Origin of the sequence: Paenibacillus sp. FSL H8-0259 (assembly GCF_037963255.1) — a bacterium.
GTDB lineage: Bacteria > Bacillota > Bacilli > Paenibacillales > Paenibacillaceae > Paenibacillus_AQ > Paenibacillus_AQ phytohabitans.
Window position 1 is genome coordinate 7,685,031 of record NZ_CP150147.1, and the last position, 20,307, is coordinate 7,705,337.

At 50.4% G+C, this 20,307-nt stretch carries 17 protein-coding genes; all 17 read right to left on the reverse strand.

What is annotated here, in order from left to right; translation table 11 throughout:
* Nucleotides 1–153: 153 nt before the first annotated feature.
* The 17 genes from NSU01_RS33050 to NSU01_RS33130 all read right to left on the reverse strand — a co-directional run bounded on the left by NSU01_RS33050 (nt 154) and on the right by NSU01_RS33130 (nt 20,259).
* Entirely contained in the window at nt 154–3,789 is a 3,636-nt protein-coding gene (locus NSU01_RS33050) for an S-layer homology domain-containing protein (protein ID WP_076246374.1), read from the reverse strand.
* Between the two features lie 187 nt (nt 3,790–3,976).
* A complete protein-coding gene (locus NSU01_RS33055; RefSeq protein ID WP_042140236.1) occupies nt 3,977–5,104 on the reverse strand; it encodes an MraY family glycosyltransferase in 1,128 nt (375 codons plus the stop codon).
* A gap of 113 nt (nt 5,105–5,217) precedes the next feature.
* On the reverse strand, nt 5,218–5,976 hold the full coding sequence (locus NSU01_RS33060) for a WecB/TagA/CpsF family glycosyltransferase (protein WP_042140237.1): 759 nt from the start codon (nt 5,974–5,976) through the stop codon (nt 5,218–5,220).
* A 7-nt stretch (nt 5,977–5,983) separates the two neighbouring features.
* The gene (gene csaB / locus NSU01_RS33065) at nt 5,984–7,159 is read right to left on the reverse strand and encodes a polysaccharide pyruvyl transferase CsaB (protein WP_076246371.1); all 1,176 of its coding nucleotides are present in this window, start codon (nt 7,157–7,159) and stop codon (nt 5,984–5,986) included.
* Complete coding sequence (locus tag NSU01_RS33070) at nt 7,132–9,171, reverse strand: DUF5693 family protein (RefSeq protein ID WP_042140239.1); 2,040 nt, start codon at nt 9,169–9,171, stop codon at nt 7,132–7,134. Before NSU01_RS33070 ends, csaB begins: the two co-directional genes overlap by 28 nt.
* A gap of 147 nt (nt 9,172–9,318) precedes the next feature.
* A complete protein-coding gene (locus NSU01_RS33075) occupies nt 9,319–11,037 on the reverse strand; it encodes a phospho-sugar mutase (RefSeq protein ID WP_076246369.1) in 1,719 nt (572 codons plus the stop codon).
* A 50-nt stretch (nt 11,038–11,087) separates the two neighbouring features.
* On the reverse strand, nt 11,088–11,510 hold the full coding sequence (gene fabZ / locus NSU01_RS33080) for a 3-hydroxyacyl-ACP dehydratase FabZ (RefSeq protein ID WP_039303787.1): 423 nt from the start codon (nt 11,508–11,510) through the stop codon (nt 11,088–11,090).
* Between the two features lie 305 nt (nt 11,511–11,815).
* Entirely contained in the window at nt 11,816–12,049 is a 234-nt protein-coding gene (locus NSU01_RS33085; protein WP_042140241.1) for a DNA-directed RNA polymerase subunit beta, read from the reverse strand.
* A 9-nt stretch (nt 12,050–12,058) separates the two neighbouring features.
* Entirely contained in the window at nt 12,059–12,880 is an 822-nt protein-coding gene (locus NSU01_RS33090) for a flagellar hook-basal body protein (RefSeq protein ID WP_042140242.1), read from the reverse strand.
* Between the two features lie 67 nt (nt 12,881–12,947).
* A complete protein-coding gene (locus tag NSU01_RS33095; protein WP_042140243.1) occupies nt 12,948–13,826 on the reverse strand; it encodes a flagellar hook-basal body protein in 879 nt (292 codons plus the stop codon).
* Between the two features lie 46 nt (nt 13,827–13,872).
* Nucleotides 13,873–14,871, reverse strand: a complete 999-nt coding sequence (locus tag NSU01_RS33100; RefSeq protein ID WP_042140244.1) for a rod shape-determining protein — start codon at nt 14,869–14,871, stop codon at nt 13,873–13,875.
* 128 nt (nt 14,872–14,999) lie between these two features.
* On the reverse strand, nt 15,000–15,287 hold the full coding sequence (spoIIID, locus tag NSU01_RS33105; RefSeq protein WP_019915029.1) for a sporulation transcriptional regulator SpoIIID: 288 nt from the start codon (nt 15,285–15,287) through the stop codon (nt 15,000–15,002).
* A gap of 226 nt (nt 15,288–15,513) precedes the next feature.
* Nucleotides 15,514–16,254 carry a M23 family metallopeptidase gene (locus tag NSU01_RS33110; RefSeq protein WP_042140245.1) on the reverse strand — a complete coding sequence of 247 codons (741 nt, stop codon included), beginning with the start codon at nt 16,252–16,254 and terminating at the stop codon, nt 15,514–15,516.
* A gap of 61 nt (nt 16,255–16,315) precedes the next feature.
* A complete protein-coding gene (gene spoIID / locus NSU01_RS33115) occupies nt 16,316–17,476 on the reverse strand; it encodes a stage II sporulation protein D (protein ID WP_076246366.1) in 1,161 nt (386 codons plus the stop codon).
* Between the two features lie 246 nt (nt 17,477–17,722).
* A complete protein-coding gene (gene murA / locus NSU01_RS33120) occupies nt 17,723–19,105 on the reverse strand; it encodes a UDP-N-acetylglucosamine 1-carboxyvinyltransferase (protein WP_042140247.1) in 1,383 nt (460 codons plus the stop codon).
* A 198-nt stretch (nt 19,106–19,303) separates the two neighbouring features.
* A complete protein-coding gene (locus tag NSU01_RS33125; protein ID WP_042140248.1) occupies nt 19,304–19,561 on the reverse strand; it encodes a DUF1146 family protein in 258 nt (85 codons plus the stop codon).
* Nucleotides 19,562–19,842: 281 nt separating this feature from the next.
* A complete protein-coding gene (locus tag NSU01_RS33130; protein ID WP_039309326.1) occupies nt 19,843–20,259 on the reverse strand; it encodes a F0F1 ATP synthase subunit epsilon in 417 nt (138 codons plus the stop codon).
* Between the last annotated feature and the right edge of the window lie 48 nt (nt 20,260–20,307).

Sequence of the window (20,307 nt, forward strand, 5' to 3'; positions counted from 1 at the left end):
GCTTTAAATGTTGTACTTACAGCTTCTTAGGCCATTGTAACGCAAAGTAACCCACAATTCAAAGATTTGTATATGGAAAATGCAAAAGAGAAGCCTCTTTCCCGCAAACAGGGAGTCAGAGGCTTTCTTCGCTTCATATATAGAGGTGTTATACTACAATCTCTTCATTTTAGCCATGATGCGTTGTGCCATGACAGCCGCATCCGCTCTTGTAAAGTTAGCCTGAGGATCAAACCGGTAAGTCGCCTTCTTTTGTCCCGCTACCAGCTTATTCTCAATTCCTGATATTACACCAGCCTTGTAGGCCGCAAGGATGGAAGGTGCAGAGTAAACTGATCCAATTGAACCCGTGTCTGTAAAGAGCTTCTGTAGGGCTGCCAGGTCAGTAGCATTGCTGCCCAGCTTAAGGCTCATCGCTCTGGCGATCATCACCGCTGCATCCTCTCTGGACAACGTACGATTAGGCGAGAAGATTCTCGGTGCTGTCCCACGTATAATCCCTTTGCGTACGGCTGTCTCGATATACCGGTAATCCCAGTGATAGTCACTATACTTAACTACATCCGAGAAGGTTAGATTGTTTGGCTCGTAATCAAGCTGTATACCCATTATTTTGACAAGCATGGTAGCAAACTCACCACGGGTAACATTCTCATAGACACCAAACTCATTGGCATCCTTTGCGTTCATAATCCCTCTGGAGAGAATAGTCTCCAATTCACTGCGTGCATACGTATGAGATACGATGTCATCGTAGCTGTAGCGCAGACTCATTACGGTGTAATACCCGAAACCGTCAAAAGTAGCAGTGATCGTCTTGCTGCCTGTATTAACTACCCCGCCCATGTTGTACCACGTGCCGTCAACATTCTTCCATACAGAGATATTAGACGTTGCAGCATTAACAATGCTCGAGTCGTATTTCAGTGTGATCTTCCCTTGCTGGGTAGGCTCCATCCATCTGCCCATATGCCCGAGGAAAGATTCATTACCTTTCTTATATGGATGAGAGGCAACTACAGTTGAGTAATCATTAATCGAAGTTGCTGAAACAAAGTATCCCGGGTCGATCCAATACAGATTTGAAGCATACCCATAATGAAGCTTTGGTGTCATATACGCAGCAGCCAAGCTACTTGCGGGAACTTCAACCAGCTTGCCGTCCTGGTATCCCGTTCCATCAAATTCACCAACCGGATTGTATTGTTTCACGGTACGTCCGTCCTGCTTATCAGCAATACCAACCAGGATGTATTGATCGTTGAACAGATTGATTTGCCGTGTATTAGTTGTCCCTGGGGTTGGTGTAGAATCCCGCAGCATCGTTCCTTTTGGGAAAACAAGGCTAACCGCATTCTGGAATGCTGTGAGCTTACCTGAAGAGTTAAGGGTTGTTTTCAACTGCGCCCCTTGCAGCACTTCATCTGAGTAAGTTACATCAAAAGTTCCGTTCGTTTTGGTCGTGCCTGTTGTGACTGTAAATTTGATTGTGTTTTTCCCTTTTTTCAGACCCTTCAGCTCCAGGCGGAAGATATCTTTAGCCCCTTTGATCATCGCTTCCTTACCAATAACAATGCTCGTAGCTCCTTCTGCCTGAATACTTACATCAACGAAGTTTTGCTTAATGATGCTTTCATTAGGAAGCTTCGGTGAAAGAATGCTGTAAGGAGGAACCTCACGGGTAATCAGCAGTGTCTGTGTAACACCGACTGTACCCAGTCTCGCCGAAATCACAAAGGTCTGCAGGCCTGTTGTGGGCAGTTCCTGGTTTTTAATGATGAATTCCCCATCTTTATTAGTAGGCACAGTTAGATAAGCGGACTCTGTAGTCCAGAATCCATTATTATTAGTATCCGTCTTATAGTCAGCCACAGCATACTGTTTACCATCCTTCATAACGACAACCTGGGTAGCGTTGCTTGCGACAAAACGGATGTCCGCAGTAGATTGGTTAGTTGTATAATTAAGATTTGAATTTTTAATGAATAACTTGTCTGGGTCTGTAGTTTGCCCTACCGGGTATGGGGCAACTCCATCGATATTAGGAGCATTATCCGGGAACAAATATACAGTAAGATTCGTGGAAACAGGAACGCCATTTGCTACACCCGTTATGGCAATTTTGTTCGGGCCAGAAACCAGCGGAATACCGGTAGGAACTGTATAACTAAATTCATCATTCACAATCGTCGGGACAACCGCTGTTCCGTTAATGGTGATTTTGATGGATGATTTATCACCGGCGGGGAAGTTTACCAACCGCCCTTGAATAGAAGTGAATTCTCCAGTGTATTTGAACACCTGGTTATTATAAATATTAGTCACATCGATAAATGGGGCCGAAACATAATTGACGGAGAGTACCTTGGTATCAATAACTGCCCCATTCTTCTTCAAGTCAATCTGCAGGGTCTGTTCGCCTGAAGGCATACCTGTAATCTTAAATACTCTATACCCATCTGAAGTCTTCTTCGTAGAATCCACAACAAAACGGTCAGCAGAGACCTTTGTTCCATTCTGGTAAGTGCTGATCTCCAGGTTATCCGGAGCAGTTGCGGTCTCGCTGGTCTTGACCATCAGCCACAGGGGAAGCTCAAACAGGTTGGAATTACCGGTGAACACACCGGATGAAGAATACGTAACCGGGTTGCCCGCCGATGGACTGTAAAGCTGTTCCACACCTGTAATGGAAGGGTCATTCGCATTCCGGTAGGTGAAATCAAGCGGATTGATGCTCTTGCCGTCATAGGTTCCATTGTTAGTATTGAAAGTAATGATGTATTTGCCATTGGCCGAAATAGTAACATCCTGAGTACTGGTATATTTAAAAGTGATAAACTCTCCCGACTTAACTCCATTACCGTCAACCGTAGTTTCACCATTCGTAGGTACACTGTTGCCAGTAGTGGCATTCTTTATGCTAAAAGTTAAATTTGAAAGAGGCGGCTTGGAAGTATCCTCAGCCACTCTGAAGGTAATGGAGCCGGAAAGTCTGCCGCTAACCGTGGTATCTGAGCCTGTCGGAGAGACCAGATTCCCGTTGTCCAAAGCGTAAGCACCGATTTTGGTTTTATTCGGAGTTCCCTTATCAATAGGTGAATACACCACTTCACGTGTTACCGCATAAGTACGTGTGCCTGAATCTGTAGTCGCAACAAACGTGAGCTTGTTAAGCCCCGCTGTCAGCGGAATATCAGCAATAACGAAGGTACTGCTGCCGCCGTTAAACATCTTGGTGTTATTGACCATAACCTCAGTTGCATTTGGTGCTTCCAGTGTTAAGGTCAGCCCGGCGGTATTCACCATTGCAGGTGTATCAGCACTCAACAACGTACCATCCGGCAAAGCTATATTATAAATGGCAGGTACGTTTGAAAAGTTAACATAGGCTTCACCGCTGGCCAAGCTTCCCGTAGCCGTTGTACCGTAAACTGTAATCCGGTTAAGGCCCTGGCTTAGCTTAACGCCTGGAAAACGGAAGTTTTTCTCGTTCTCAATGATCGGCTTAACGTCGGCACCGCTCGCTCCCGGAACTACGTTACCATTGACAATCCCATCCACCTGATAGTAGATGCTGTCTGCAGAAACTCCATTGAACGTGCCTTCTACGTCGACAGTGTTAGTATTCACTGAGGTTGGAGCGGACTTATCTGTACTGAATTTGGTGAACTGAAAATATTGGCCCGTTGCGGCATCCGCTGCGTAAACAGCACCTGCTGATGAAAGAGTGGATAGCAGGATCACCATCGATAAAAACATGCCGCCTATCGTCTTTAATCTTTTTTTCACGTAAGAAACCTCCTACTGCTTTTTGGTTTATTGTCGGCCTGTGCAGCATTCCGCGTCTTAACCAACTCTATAATTTTTATCGGACAGCAATTGACTAATAATTAGCAAAAAAATAAAAAACCTTACTCCAGAGGAATAAGGTTCGATGATCACTACAATTAAAATGGTATGGATGACAAATGAAGAATTACGATTTAGAACTGCGCTCAGGATCCAGCTTCATGCGCATTCTTAGGATTAAGTCTATGACCGGGCGTTTGGTTTTGCTGATCACACCAGTGATCTCCGCACCAATCTGCAGGAAGAAGAGCATGACGCAGATAACCACAAACGTAACCCAGTTGGCTTCATATAGCGAAGCGGAGGTCTGGATAACAGCCAGAATTCCGAAGAAGGCTGCGATGCCATAAATAATCAATACGGTCTGGCGGTGGCTGAAGCCAAGTTCACGCAGGCAGTGATGAAGATGGCCTTTGTCCGGTGCAAAGATTGGTTTCTTCTGCAGCTTACGCCGTACGATGGCAAAGAATGTATCCGATAAAGGAACCCCGATAATCAGGAGTGGTGTGATAAACGATACCACTGCAATCTGTTTGAATCCGAGCAGCGCGAGCAGCGCCAGGCAGAAGCCCAGGAACAGCGAGCCTGTATCACCCATGAAGATTTTGGCGGGATGAAAGTTAAAGAACAGAAAACCGAGTATACTGCCCAGAAGCAGTAAGCACAGCAGAGCAACCATGGTATTGCCCATCAGGAAGGCCATTACAGCAATGGTGGCAATCGCGATACCGGATACACCGGCTGCAAGCCCGTCCAGTCCATCGATCAGATTCACGGCGTTCGTGACGCCGACAATCCAGAAGATCGTCAGAGGGATGGCAATCCAGCTCTCCAGTGAGGAATAGCTATTATGAAAGGGAATGTTTACGAAATCAACAGTAATTCCAAACCCGAAAACTACGATGCAGGCTGCGGCAATTTGGCCCAGCAGCTTCACCTTGGCTGATAGCTCAAACCGGTCATCGAGACCGCCGATCAGCACAATCAGACCGCCGCCACACAGCAGCGCTTTGATGAAGTTAGCCTCCCGCGGAGTGAAGTCATACGGAATAATCGGTAATACGGCAAGCAGGCCTAACACAAACGCCAGAAATATGCCGAGTCCGCCAAGGCGGGGCATGATCTTCGTATGCACTTTACGGGCATTAGGCACATCTGTCGCACCGATCTTAATAGCAAATTTCTTAACGAGCGGCGTCAAAAGCAGTGCAAGTCCCATGCACACAATAAATCCGGCGATGTATATGATTAACATTTGTTCAGTCGACCCCCATTTCTCTACCGCATTGAATTATACGCTGAACCAAAAACAAATTCCAATACCGTTTTTAGGCTGTTACACGGATTTTTTCAGTAAATATCCTCAAATTACTGGTCTTTTGTCACTTTATCTTTCTCTCGTACCACTTTTACTGCAAATTTCGGCAGCGCAAGCATTCTTTTGTAACGTGTAGGTTCCTTAATCAGCCGGTATAACCATTCTGCCCTCAATTTCTGGAAGGCTTTGGGGGCACGGCGGCTCTTGCCGGAGATTACATCAAAGCTCCCGCCAACGCCCATCATGACCGGAATCTGGAGCCGGGACTTATATTTAGCAATCCATGGCTCCTGGCTGTCAGCCCCTCTGGCAACGAAGAGCAGGTCAGGCTTAGCTTCGAGAATTCCGGCGAGGATCTGCTCATCCTCATCCGGACCAAAGTACCCGTCATGATAGCCTGCGATGACAATGCCGGGATATCCAGTTTGTAACCTAGAAGTCGTCTCGCGAATCACCTCGGGGGTTGAGCCCAGCAAATATACTCTCCAGTTGTAGCTTTCACCCTGGCGCAATAATTCATGTAAAAGATCAAAACCCGCTACACGCTCAGCGACTGGCTCTTTGCAGTAATCCGCTGCCCACACTACACCAGTCCCGTCGGGAACTACAAGCTCTGCTGATTTCATAATCTCCATATACGACGGATTCTCAAGGGCCGCCATGACCATGATCGGGTTAGCGGTAATGACCTGGTGGGGAACACGATTATGAACCGCCTCCGTCAAATAAGAAACCGTTGTCTTCATATCAACTTTGGATACTCGAATGCCGAAAATCGGCACTGTTGGTATCGCGCTATCTGCTTTCACTTGTCACTCATCCTTTACGGCGGAAATATTGGGCAACTTGCCGGGCCGGAGCCTCAGCTTCTTCAACCAGCGAAGCAATCAGCGGTTCACGCTCACGCTTCCATGACTCCCCCGATTTTAGCAGCTCCAGAAGTCCCGCTGCAACCATATCACCTTCCAGCGCAGCTGTCGAACCTACCGGCCGGCAACCGATCCGTTCAAGGAAATGGTCGATCTTCGGATCATAGGAGACCCCCATTAGCGGTACCCGTCTTCCGGCAGCATAGATCAGGCTGTGGAGCCGCATGCCAATCAGCGCCTGACACTGTCCTACTTCACGCAGCATCTGCTGCGGATGGAGCGCATCCTCGCAAATACTGACGGTTCCCCCATGCTCCTCTACAACTTGTCCCAGCTTCTGCATGACATAACGTGAAGCCTCATTGTCCGCAGAATGATGAAAGGGCAGAAAACGTAAGTGAAGCGGCAGCTCTGCTGATACCTTCACCAGGCCTTCAGCCAATGCATCCAGCTCTTTGCGCGACTGCTCCCAGAAACGTACGGAGATGCCCACGGTATAAGGTGATGTCTGCAGATTAGAGATATCTGAATCATGGATATGCGCATTGCCGCTACTCGGCTCATGTGTTTCTTTGCGTACATCTTCCGGTAGCGTAAGGCCCATAACCGGGTCAGGGACGACATCTATCTTGTCCTTGTCCAGACCCATAGACTGCAGCAGCAGGCGGGACTGCTCGTCCCGTACGGATAGATAAGCACATTTACGGAAAGCCGATTTGATCAGCGGATGAAACAGCTTGCGGTTCACCGGGCCTATCCCTTGGGCATAGATAAAGGTTGGCTTGCCCATCCACTGGGCCAGCTTAATGATGGCCAGATAGTACGGAATAGTCTTGCTGCTTGTTACATCCTGAAGCAGACTGCCCCCGCCGCTTATCAGCCCGGCACTCCCTGATATGGCCTTCCGGACTTCCCCCAGCTTCATCCGGTGCACGGATTCGACACCGTAAGCAGCGGTTGTCCATTCCGGATCAATGGAGAGCACCACGGGCGTCAGCGTTATTCCAGCAGCCTCGGACTGCTTACGGAGTGCGTTCAGAATGGACTGCAGAACCGCCTCGTCTCCGCTGTTGCGGAATCCGTAATAACCCGAAATTATAATTTTTTGAGCAGCGGCGACCATCGTTTCCAACACCCTTCCGCAATCTGCCATACCCCTATAGCGATAATGCCGATGATAAGACCGAGTCCAAGACCCAGAAGTCCGCGGACCAGCGAGATCAGAACCGGCGAATGAATATGGGCAAAGGTATCTACCATGGACAACTGGCCGATAACCGCAATAATCATAATAAAAGCAGCATTCCGGTATTTATAGGCCATGAAAGCGCCAAGGATAAAGAGCGGATGTGCCAGCAGGAACTCCTTGTTACGCGGTCTTACTCCGACAGTATTCTCCAGGAAGGTGCGGAACGACATCTCGAGCGAGCTTACACTGCCGCTGTTGCCTGTACGGCTTAAATAGTACATCCCCAGAATACCCAGCACGCCGGCAGCAATTACCATTGCGAGCGTGATCGGCGTCCGCAGCAGCTTACCGGTCTTGTTGAAGGCGAATTCCCCACGGTACAAAAGCACATACAGCGCAGTCAGTCCAATCGGTGCTAAATGAAGCAGACTTACGCCGCGGAACTGATTGAGCACCAGGGCATAGGTGACATTATTCAAGAGCGCAATTACAAAGGGTACTGCACTAAACGAGATGAGCGCTGTTTTGACGTAAAGAACCAGACTATGTGTCAGCCTGCGGCGCGGGCCCATCACAGCAAAGGTCAAGGCATTGGGACGCAACGGCGGTCCCATTTCATTAATCTTGCGGATAGCCAGCACCATAGCCACGGTAGGCGCACTTATAGCCACTGCTAGAGCGAGTGCCTGTTCAAATAACGCCGGCTTCAGAACCATAAGTCCTGCACTTCCCAGCAGCCCCAGCACCCATGCAGGCAGTGTAAGCCAAGGAACAAAGTAGGAAACCAGGAGTGCAACCATGGCTACAGCCCCGATTACAGCAATTAATTTGAAATAACGCTGGAAAGAGGAATCCACCACATCAAACGCAGTAGCTTGTCCCATTTCAAAACCGTTAGCTTCAATTTTTGCAACTGCACCATCAGGCCCGCTAAGGCTGGTAACCAGATTGTCGAGCGTATCGGTAACCTGTGCCTTGGATGTATCCCGTGACGGAATCGTATTAAGATAGATCATCCGGATGTTACGGTCTTTCGTAGCAAGTGCAAAGCGGTCGGCAATCACTTCTGTGGACAGGCCGGAATCAGCCTCACTGAGCGAGTACAGCCGGGTCACGTTATAGTCCAGCAGATAGGCCAGTTTGGAGAAGCCTTTTTGCTGTACCTTAATATTCTCAATGGCTGCAATCCCCATCCCGCGCTCCTTCAGCAGATCGGCGAATGCTGTGATACTGGCCAGATCGGCATCATCGGAGTAGCCTTTAACAGACTCGCCTTCGAAAAGCAGACGTTTGACGCCAAGCTCCGCGTAACGGTCCAGCAGACTCTTAACGGCTTCCTGATTATACGCCAGCGAATCTACAAGGCGCGGCACAATATTGAAGCCTTTGTCATGCAGCATCTCCAGTGTAGACGGATCCGGCTGCAGCGGCTTGAGCGTTGCATCCTCCAGGGGAGTTTTGATAATCAGGCCTTGTTGTCCGCGGTAGGTCCAATCTTCTGTTGCAATATCCAAGCCGGCAAATGCCTCCCGGATGATCGGTGAGAGCGTTCCACTGTTCTTCGCACTGGTAAAGAGGACATATGTATAGTTCTCATTCTCAGGAATTACAGTATCGGTCAGATTAGCGATATCAGCCGCTCCCCACAGCATCAGGCGGCGGGCCTTGCGGAAATCCTCCAATGTGCTTTCGTATATTGCCATACTCTGAACACCGGCAGACTTCAGCCGGTCGAGCTGCTCGGAGATATAATCCTGCGGATTCCCCCGGTAGCTGGCTACTTCGACCAGATCGCGGTAATCAAAGACAAATTCAACCGTTTTGGAAGACTTCTCCGTCTGAAGACGATCATACACAACCGGGAGAGCAGCAAGCAGGCCAATCACCACGATAATCCACAACCATTTGCGCGAAGCTATATTCCAGCGTTGCCATTTCTGATGCACCAAAAGTACCTCCTCTTTCACTTTAAAGCTAATTGCCAATCCGTCATAATAAGCTCAAACACTCTTGCAGTGGTCAAATTTAAGCGGAAACGGATGTCCCTCTACCAGGAGCAGCTCCGTTTCCGCAGGCATGTTCTATATTTAGTATTATTTCCCGTCTACACGGGCCATAACCTGATTAGTCAATTTAGCCACTTTGTCTTTGGCATTCTGAAGCGATTCGCCAACGACGGCGAAATAAACCTTGATCTTCGGCTCGGTGCCGGAAGGACGCAGGCAGAACCATGAGCCGTCAGAGAGCAGATATTTTAGCACGTTCTCCTTAGGCAGACCGTTCAGTCCGAGTGAATAGTCGAGCACCTCTGTAACTGAGGCTCCGGCAATTTCATGCGGCGGGCTGGTGCGCCAGTCATTCATGATTCCCTGAATTTGTGCTACACCGTCTTTACCTTTAAGGGTGCGCGATTCGAGGCTTTCAAGGAAGTAGCCGAATTGTGCATACAGTTCCTGAAGCACATCGTACAGCGTCTTACCCTGGGCTTTGTAATAAGCCCCCGCTTCAGCGATCAGCATCGCAGCCAGTACAGCATCCTTGTCACGGGCGTAGTTGCCGGCCAGGTAACCATAGCTCTCTTCATATCCGAAAAGATAAGTGTATTCGCCGGACTGCTCGAATTGGTTCATCTTCTCGCCGATATACTTGAATCCTGTCAGCGTGTTGAACACGGTAGCGCCGTAATGGCTGGCTACAGCCGCTCCCATCTCACTGGTCACAATAGTTTTAACTACTGCACCATTGCTTGGCAGCTTGCCCTGCTCCTGCAGGCGGCTCAAATAATAATGAATCATGAGGGCGCCCGACTGATTACCGGACAAGACCACAAACTTGCCTTCATTGTCCCGCACAACCGCACCCATACGGTCTGCATCGGGGTCTGTACCAATTAACAGATCGGCATTCAGTTCCTCACCCAGCTTCATAGCCAAGGTGAAGGCTTCACGCTCTTCCGGGTTCGGCGATTTCACCGTGGAGAATTCTGAATCCGGCTGTTCCTGCTCGGGCACCACATGTACCTGGGTGAAACCGATCTTCTCAAGTACACGGCGGACCGGAAGGTTGCCTGTCCCATGCAGCGGTGTGTAGACAATCGAGAAATCACGGCCAAGCGTAGAAGCAATCTCTTCACGGCCGACACTGACTGCGGCTACTGTATCCGTAAACGCTTCATCCTCAGCTTCACCCAGCCAGTGCAGCAAGCCTGCACTCTCTGCGGCTTCACGGGAAATACGCTTTACGCCGTTAAAGGAGTCGACTTCCAAAATATTAGCAATTACCTTCTCCGCTTCGTCAGGCACCAGTTGCCCGCCTTCTGCGTTATACACTTTGTACCCGTTGTACTCAGGCGGATTATGACTTGCAGTAATTACAATGCCTCCTGAGGCCTTCAGATGGCGAACTGCAAAGGACAGCTGCGGTGTGGACCGCAAGGATGGGAACAGATGCGTCTCAATTCCGTTGCCGGCCAGCACAAGTGCAGCTTCCAGCGTGAATTCCGGCGAAAAGCGGCGGGAATCGTGGGCAATGACCACGGAAGGACGTCCTTCTCCTGTATGCTGTCCCAGAATATAATTAGCGAAGCCCTGTGTCGCTCTGCCTACGGTATATCGGTTAATCCGGTTGCTGCCGGCGCCGATCACTCCGCGCAAACCGCCTGTCCCGAATTCGAGGTCTCTATAGAAACGTTCTTCCAGTTCCTTCGGCTCATCCGCAAGAGCCTTCAGCTCTGCCTTGGTGCTCTCGTCAACGGAAGGGTCCTTCAGCCAGCGTGTTAGGGTTTCTGCGGCCTTTGGGCTTAATCCAGTCATGTGAATCTCTCCTTCTCCATCTATAATTTATAATAATTTTATAACAGGATCTAGCTGAGTGCGAACATAATTTCCCCGGAAGCTACAATCTTGCCTTCCACTTTAGCGGTAGCCTGGCCTTTGCCGATGCTGCCTTTAAGCCGGGTAATCTCCACCTCAAGCACAAGAGTATCGCCAGGTACGACCTGGCCGCGGAAACGGAAGCCGTCGAGGCCGGCCAGGAAGCCTATTTTACCGCGGTTTGCTTCCAGCCCCAGAATAGCTACTGCACCCACCTGAGCCAGCGCTTCCGTGATTAGCACACCCGGCATTACCGGATATCCCGGAAAATGTCCGGTGAAAAAAGGTTCATTCACCGTCACATTTTTGATGCCGACAGCCCGTTTGCCCATTTCTATTTCAGTGATCTTGTCCACCAGCAGAAATGGGGGCCGGTGGGGGATGATTTCTTGAATTTGATTGATATCCAGCATGATCAGCAAAGCTCCCTTCGGATGTAACCGCGTCTATAAAACCTCCGCCTACAGCAGCGCTTTTGTTTTATTCTTCACCGCCCTGCATAAATATGGGCAGCTTCGGCAAAAACTATAACTATCCTTCACCACCTGCAGCAGTGGAGGTTGAGATAAGGGGCTTTCTCCACCGCACGCAGCAGCATGGCGGAGAGAGCCCTTTTTGGCGCTCTTAGGGCACGCCATCATTATACATTTTTCAGTATAAAAAAGAAAACTCCCCTGTACAACAAGGGAGCTTCCGAAATCCTGTATTCAGGAATTATTTATGGTGCAAACACCAAATCATATACATGCTTCCAGGTGCTCCACAGGAGCACATCGCTAAATTCTTTTTTGCCGAGAATCACGTAACCGACGACCAGGCCGCCTCCAAGCGCGGCAACAAGCAGCAGGGGAATCAGGAACCACTGGATAATGGTCCATGCCGAAATCCCGCGCCGCCTTACCGGCTGCTGCTGTTGTTCTTCTTCCGGTTTGTTGACCTTCTCACGACTCATTCCGTCACCTCACGCGCGCATGTTATTAGCCAGGCCCAGCATCTGGTCACTGGAGGACAACGCCCGGGCAGCAAGCTGATAGGTGCGCTGAATCTGCATCATCTCGGTCATTTCCTTACTTAGATCCACGTTGGATGACTCCAGATATCCGGTACGTACGCCCACATCCTTCGCTTCACCTGCGGCTCTTTGCACAAACGCCTGCTGTGCAGTCACACCATCGGCAAGCGTATAGAAGTTGCCGTCCACAGCTTGCAGAGCATTCTTGCTCAGCGGCTCTACAATCATAAGTGTGCCCGCTATAATAGCAGGATCATTCTCACCGGTCTTGGTAAGTACCCGGCCGCTCTCGTCAATAGCAGCACTCACATTGGCTGGCACTGTGAGCGGATTCCCGTCTGTGTTCAGCACAGGGTTACCGGTATTATCTACAAGCATCATATTGTCAGGATTCGCGGTATCCGGGATGAAATGGAAATCACCTTGACGGGTATACGCAGTAGCTCCGTTGACCTGAACACCGAACAATCCATTACCCTGAAGCGCCAAATCCGTTGGATTCCCCGTTTCCTGAAGAGTGCCCTCTTCCCAGTTGCTTGTAACCGAAGGCACACGGACACCAAAGCCGATATTGAAGCCCAGAGGCATACTGCGGCCAGGCTGGTCATAGTCCTTGGATTGCTGCTGCACACGTGTGAGCACGTCCTCGAAAGAGCCTTCTTTGCTCTTATAGCCGTTTGTGTTCATATTGGCAATGTTATCCGCTATGATATCCAGCCGCTGCTGTAGGCTGGACATGGACACAGCGGCACCGATTGTCGAGTTGTTCACAGATCTAACCTCCCAAAAGCTTAATAACTAAGAAGAAACCGGTTCACTTCATCAGTGCACCTGCAGTCTATATTCTGCCGACATCATTAACAGCCTTCTGCAGGCTGCTGTCATAAAACTGGATTACCTTCTGATTCGCTTCATAAGCCCGGTAGGCGGCGTTCATATCCACCGTTACCTGAGTGGCATCCACATTAGAGTTCTCCAGATACCCCTGACGCACCTGCAAATTATCGGTGGCATTGGAGTAACGGATTTCAGCGGCCTCCGCATCATCGGCATGGAAAACGCCGTTCCCGTCACGTACCAGCTCCTGCGGTCTTGTAATTACACTGATCCCGATGCGGGTTCCTGAAGGCAGTCCGGTCGCATTGTTAATCAAGTTACCCTGCCCGTCCACTTTAAGGCTATCCTCAGGGCCTGTCAATCTCAGCGGATTACCATTACTGTCCAATACGCTGAATCCCCCGGAGCTAAGCACCTCTCCAGTAGGACCTACCGTAAAACTTCCGTTACGTGTATATAAATTGTTACCTTCATTATCCTGTACTGTAAAGAACGCCTGCGGACGGTAAGTTACCTCGCCGTCAGGACTAATGTATTTGCCTGAGCCGTCAAAAGCAAGATAAGCGCCCGCATTATCCGGGTCCTCTACCTGCAAATCGGTTGACAGCGCGAAATCTGCGTTTTTGCCGCTTTCGATAAGGTCACCCTGCAAATACTGGGAAACAGACTGTTCGGCAAAAACCCCTGTGTTAAGCCGGCCGACAGGCTTCGTAACGCCACCGCTCATCGCCGAGATCAGCACCTCGGGAAATGCATGACTGACGCTGTCGACCTGCTTGTACCCCGTTGTATTCAAATTGGCAATGTTCTGTGTCGCTGTATCATGTCTGCGCTGCTGCGTTACCATTCCTGCAGCCGCCGTATATAATCCTCTTAGCATGAGGTCAGTCCCTTCCTGAATCTGCTGTTAACTTATTATCGGCAGACTAGAACTTTTTCTTAACAACCTTATCTAAATGGTCAAGCATAATTCCCGTCCCCTTAACTACACAGTGCATCGGATCTTCGGCAACCCAGACCGGAACATGCAGCTGTTCAGAGAGCAGCTCGTCCAATCCGTTAAGGAGTGCACCGCCGCCGGTCAATACGACTCCGCGGTCAATAATATCTGCCGACAGCTCCGGCGGTGTACGCTCCAGCACTGACTTCGCCGCAGCCACAATAGCAGAAACCGGATCCCACAGCGCTTCCTTCACCTCACCGGATGTGATGGTCAGCGTCTGGGGAAGTCCGCTCACCATGTCACGTCCGCGTATATCCAGCTCAGCCTTCATGCCGCCCGGGCGTACGGACCCGATAGTAACCTTGATATCCTCAGCTGTACGTTCACCGATCAGGAGTTTATATTTCTGTTTGATATATCTTAAAATGGCTTCGTCGAACTTGTCCCCTGCGACCTTAATCGAAGAGGCGGTAACAACGTCGCCCATGGACAATACGGCTACATCCGTTGTTCCCCCGCCAATATCGACGACCATATTTCCGCTTGGCTGATAAATATCCATCCCTGCTCCGATTGCCGCAGCTTTGGGTTCTTCTTCCATGAAAACTTCCTTGGCTCCGCTGCGTTCCGCGGCTTCACGGATTGACTTCTGTTCAACGGACGTAATATTCGTAGGCGCGCAAATCAAAATACGGGGCCTTGAATACCAGGTCCGGCCCCCGACGCGGTCGATAAAATATTTCAGCATCATTTCTGTAATCGCAAAATCGGCAATGACTCCATCACGGAGCGGACGAATTGTAGTTATGTTTCCAGGTGTGCGCCCAACCATCCGGCGTGCCTGTTCACCAACCGCAAGGACTCTCTTCGTATCACTTTCAAGTGTGACCACGGAAGGTTCATCCAGAACGACTCCCCTTCCCTTGACATGAATGAGCACATTGGCCGTGCCGAGATCGATTCCGATATCCTTGCTAAGCATAATGAAAGAGCCCCCAAAGTGTTATTTTAAATGAGAATAGTTAGATAGTACCAAATTTAAAAATACCATACTTTAGGGGGTGTACACAATGTAGTAAAGCTGAATTATTACTTAAAATTCCGAAAATCTTATGGCTTTGATGCTACGGCTACCTCACGCTTTTTGCCTGTCGTTTTCTTATATTTGATTTTTGTGGCTTCTCCCCCCCGAAGATGACGGATTGATTTGTGATATTCGAGAATGTGCTTCACCTGATCGGCCAGATCCGGATTGATTTCCGGCAGCCGTTCGGTTAAATCTTTATGCACCGTGCTCTTTGAAACGCCAAATTCCTTGGCTATGGTCCGGACCGTGTGCCTGGTTTCCACGATGCAGCGTCCGATTTTGATCGTACGTTCCTTGATGTAATCGTGCACGCTCCCGCCTCCCAACTGTGGATAGTTTGGTACATTATATGAGGGGCGGGCCTATATATTCGCGCTTTCAAGACATGACAAGCTCCGGAAGGCCCATTTTATTTCTCGGACAACCTATTTATGAGCCGTTTGCAGTTCCATTCTCCAGATAGAACCGGTCCCGCCGTCCATTTCGGGTAGAAAAATAAAAAAACAGGAGGCTTTCGCCCCCTGCGGAAATTTCGGCTCAGCGCTGTGGAAGCAGATCCGAAGGATTCACAATCTTGCCGTCCTCGTGCACTTCAAAGTGCACATGGTTGCCGAGACCTTTCTCCAATTCGTTCTGTCCCGCTGTTGCCAGCGTATCGCCCTGCTTCACTTCATCACCCTGCTTGACTTTGGTATCGCTAAGACTCTGGTAAACTGTCTTCAGATCACCCGGAGATGTAACCTCGATCACTTTACCGAGTACTGCCACATCTTCGACTCTGGTGACTTCACCGCTGAGGGCTGCCTTTACGTCAAACGTCTTGTTGTCTTCGCGGGCAATATCGATCCCGGTGTTGGTAATAAAGGTGTTATTGTACTGCACCATCGCCGCCACATGATTTTCTTCTGTGCCGTTTTCATCATAGTACGGTTTGACCACTTCGACTTCACTTGGGCTCGCTACCGGCCAAGCCAGGCTTTCTGCTGAAGCTACGACTTCCAGGGCTTCCGGATCACCGGTCAGGGCTCCGGTTTCATTCCCGGCAACACCTTCCTGTGAAACGACCGCGGCGGTGTCCGGATTCAGCGGCTTCTGGCCGGCATCCTGATAGACCCACACCAAGGTTAGTATAATTGCCGCTGCTGCCGTGTAGACTGCCGGGAATACCCACCGTTTGGATAACAGTCTGGTCCATGAAGAAGGCTTAGCGCCTGAATCTCCCTGCTTGTTTTTGAGAGATTCATCATGGTTTGGTTTGTTTTTGTCTTGTTCATTCATATGGTTATCACCTCAGTAACCAGTGTTACCGGGCGCTTCGCTTTTATACGTATCTTGCAAGTTATTTTTTCAGAAGAGTTGAGATTCCCGTAAAAGAGACCCCGCTGTAATAGTGTTTGAGAATCTGCGTGGCTGTACTTCCCTGCTTCGCCATACCGTTCGCCCCCCATTGGCTCATGCCGACGCCATGGCCGTTTCCATAGGTTGTGATCAGCACCTTCCCGTCCTTCCGCTTCCAGGTGAACTGACTCGAACGAAGTCCCAGCTTCTCTCTTACCTCCCGGCCTGTGAACACAGTACCTCCGATAGAGATCTTCTTGATCCGGTGTCCTGCAGTCAGCGAGATCACTTCTGCGGGCAGTCCGGCCGAAGATGAAGAGACTTGCAAGGCCTTGCCTGAGGCAGCCAGATTCGCCGCAGCGGGAAGCTCCCTGGCAGTAAGCCCGAGCTTGCTGCGGAGCTCCGAATTGCTGAAGGTGTAGGTGACCGCGAGGTTCGGGGTAATCTCCCGCTCCCAGGGGCTGGCTACACTGCGCAAATAGGGAACCTCAGCATTCCAGTAATCCTCGGAGTTCTCCGTATATCCTCCGCTGGAGGCAAAAAAGGAGGCCGTAATCGGCTGCCCTTTATAGGTCATGATGATCCCGCGCGTCTCCAGGACCGCGCGGCGGAGCTTCGCCAGTCCGGCGCGCTTGCTGCCGGACGCAAAGTCCCGTTCCAGCACGGCTTGCGAGATGTAAGCCTGATGGCTTACCGTATCGCTCACATCCGCCTCAGGAACGGGTACCCCGCTGTGGTCGCCGGCCAGCAGGCGGCGGGCAATGAATGTGCGGGCGGCAACGGCCTGGGCCTTGAGCGCTTCGAGCTCAAAGTCCGCCGGCATCTCCGCCGCCAGCACGCCGCTGACGTATTCCTCCAGCGGCAGGGTCTCGATTTGTCCGCTCTGCGACAAATAGACGGAGACCTCCGGCTGCGGCGCTTCCGCAGCAGCCGCTCCCGGCGGTGCCGGCGCGGCCGTGGCCTGCGGCACGGCCGGAGGTGCTGGCTGTTGTCCGCCTCCGCGCAGCGGGACAACAGCCAGTGGCAGCAGCAGCGCCGCCAGCAGCGGCGCTGCGAGCCAGGCGGCGGGGGCCAGCCGCCTGATCCGGGGCGCCCCGCCCCGCGCCCGCGCTACGCTGCGCGGGCGCTTCAGGATGCGCCGCAGCAATCTTAACTCTTTCATCTCTATGGCTCCTTCCATAAGCACCGGTGATTCTTATAGATATGAATTTCCAGCACCTGATAGAACGTGATTCTGAGAGAAAGAGAGTTGCCCGGAGGCGCAGCAAAATAACCCCACAAAGTGGGGCTTTAGCATCGATGATGGTAAAGGTACTTTGCGGGGACCCCAAACATATAAATTCCAGTCTATCAAAAAAGGGACCAGCCGCTTATTCGCGGGCTGGTCCCTTCAGGTTAAAAATTGCTATTATACCCAGGACGGCTGAATCTGAAAGCGCGGTTTGACCTCATCGCTCTTGAAGGATTCACTTCTTGCCGGTTCCGGCTTAAGTACTTCTTCCTTCACAGCTGCAGTTGCAGCCGCTGATTCTTCCATGGAAATACGCCATATGTCCGCACCAAGACCCGACAGCTTCTCGGCCAGATGCACATAACCACGGTCAATATGATGCGTTCCGCTAACCTCTGTAGTGCCTTCAGCCACCAGGCCCGCCAAAATAAGCGCAGCGCCTGCACGCAGATCCGTAGCACACACCTTGGCACCGACAAGACGGGCATTACCGGTAACGATGGCGGAACGGCCTTCAATCTTAATCTCAGCATTCATGTTATGGAATTCATCCACATGCATGAACCGGTTCTCAAAAACAGTCTCTGTAACTACAGAGGTACCTTCGGAACGCAGCAATAACGCCATCATCTGCGACTGCATATCGGTAGGGAACCCAGGGTAAGGCAACGTCTTGAGATCCACAGCCTTCAGCGGCTTGTCGCTGATAACGCGGACACCGTTCTCGTCTGGAATAACCGTAACGCCCATCTCTTCCATCTTGGCAATAACCGGGCCCAGATGATCAGCAATGGCGCCTTCCACATATACATCGCCGCCCGTAATTGCTGCAGCTGCCATATAGGTTCCAGCCTCAATACGGTCCGGAATGACATGATGTCTTACCCCATGCATACGTTCAACACCTTCGATCCGGATCACTCCGGTGCCTGCACCGCGCACAATACCGCCCATGCCGTTCAGGTAATTCGCAAGATCAACAATCTCCGGCTCTTTCGCGGCATTCTCGATTACAGTAATGCCTTCGGCAAGTGCCGCAGCCATCATTATATTTTCGGTTGCACCTACGCTGGCCACATCCAGATAAATCTTGGCTCCGCGCAGCCTTCCGTTACTTTTCGCATCAATGTAGCCCTGGCCCAGACTGATCTCTGCACCCAGTGCTTCAAACCCCTTCAAATGCTGGTCAATCGGCCGAGTCCCGATGGCACAACCGCCAGGCAAGGAAATACGTGTATGCCCCATACGGGACAAGAGTGGACCCATTACCAGGAAAGAAGCCCGCATTTTGCGCACCCATTCATAAGGCGCTTCGCAGGAAGTAATATTTCTGGCATCAACCTCAATGATATCGTTCTGGTATGTAATACCTGCACCCAGAGATTCCAGCACTTTGCTAATCGTGATTACATCGTCTAGCGGAGGTGCGTCCACAATGACGCTAACTCCTTCTTCTGCCAATAGAGAGGCGGCTATGATCGGTAGTACGGAATTTTTTGCGCCGCTAACTTTCACGCTCCCGGTCAATCTGTTGCCACCGCGGACGATAAATTTGCTCATTTCGGTTTCCCTCCGCGTCCATTATTTCTGAAATTAATTTGAGTTTGAAATTCGTCAGTTAAAATATTGAATATTCCGTCACTGCGCCTAATGTGCAGACGCATTCCTTAAACTTCAGTGTTGACATAATAAAACCTTATTATTCGACACTTTTTTCACTGCATTGGCCTATGACAGATATAACCAAACCAACCGTCATTAAAACATCCGGGTGATAAGTCCGCTCCAGCCCAGATAATCCAGCAGAAATCCGGCCACGAAATGGCCGAGGACAATGGCCAGCAGCAAATGCAGCAACCTGCCCTGAGGACTCTTGGGATATCTTATGACCAGATCGAGCTTTAGGTTCTGAAGTGCCCACCAGGATAACGCGACACAGACTAGAGAAACTACCATCGAAATTAAACTGCTGCTGCCGATCGCACTTGACAATTCAGCGGATAAGCTTGTGTTCATCATTAGCCCCCCGTGTAAGGTTACTCGGAAATCGACTCTTATATCATACTTGCGCAGGGGAAAAGAATCCAGTACTTTTACGAATTTTTAAACAATTGGCGTATTATCTGCCTAAGTGTTTACGATATGTTCATACTCTGCTAGATTCAGTTAAGCAAAACACCCCCACAAAGTGGGGCTTTGGCTTCGATGATTACTCAGGTACTTTGCGGGGACCCCGAAACATATAATTCTTAACTTGCAAAAAAAGCAGTCAAGCCCTGGGCTTGACCGCTTCTCTGCTACTGTTGTCCTTTTCCGGTCGAAACTTTGATCCGCGTTACAGCGCGCTGCAAGGCCAGCTCAGCACGGCGGTGATCAATTTCATCTTGCTTGCTTTGCAGCTTAAGACGGCGCTCAGCCCGTTCCTTAGCTGCTTCAGCGCGCTCCACATCAATATCTTTGGGCAGCTCAGCACTTTCAGCCAGCACCGTTACCTTATCTTTGTGCACTTCAACGAAACCGCCATGAACGGCGATAGACACCGTTACGCCGTCTGCTTTGACGCTAAGCGGAGCAACCTGAAGCGGAGTTACCAGCGGAATATGTCCCGGCAAAATGCCCAGTGCACCATTCACGCCACGTACCGTCAAGCTATTCACTTGCTTGGAGTAGACCAGATGCTCCGGAGTGACAATTTCGAGCAAAAAGGTATTCACTTCCATTCCTCCTCAAAGCTTTACAGAATAAAGCTCACTACCCGGCTC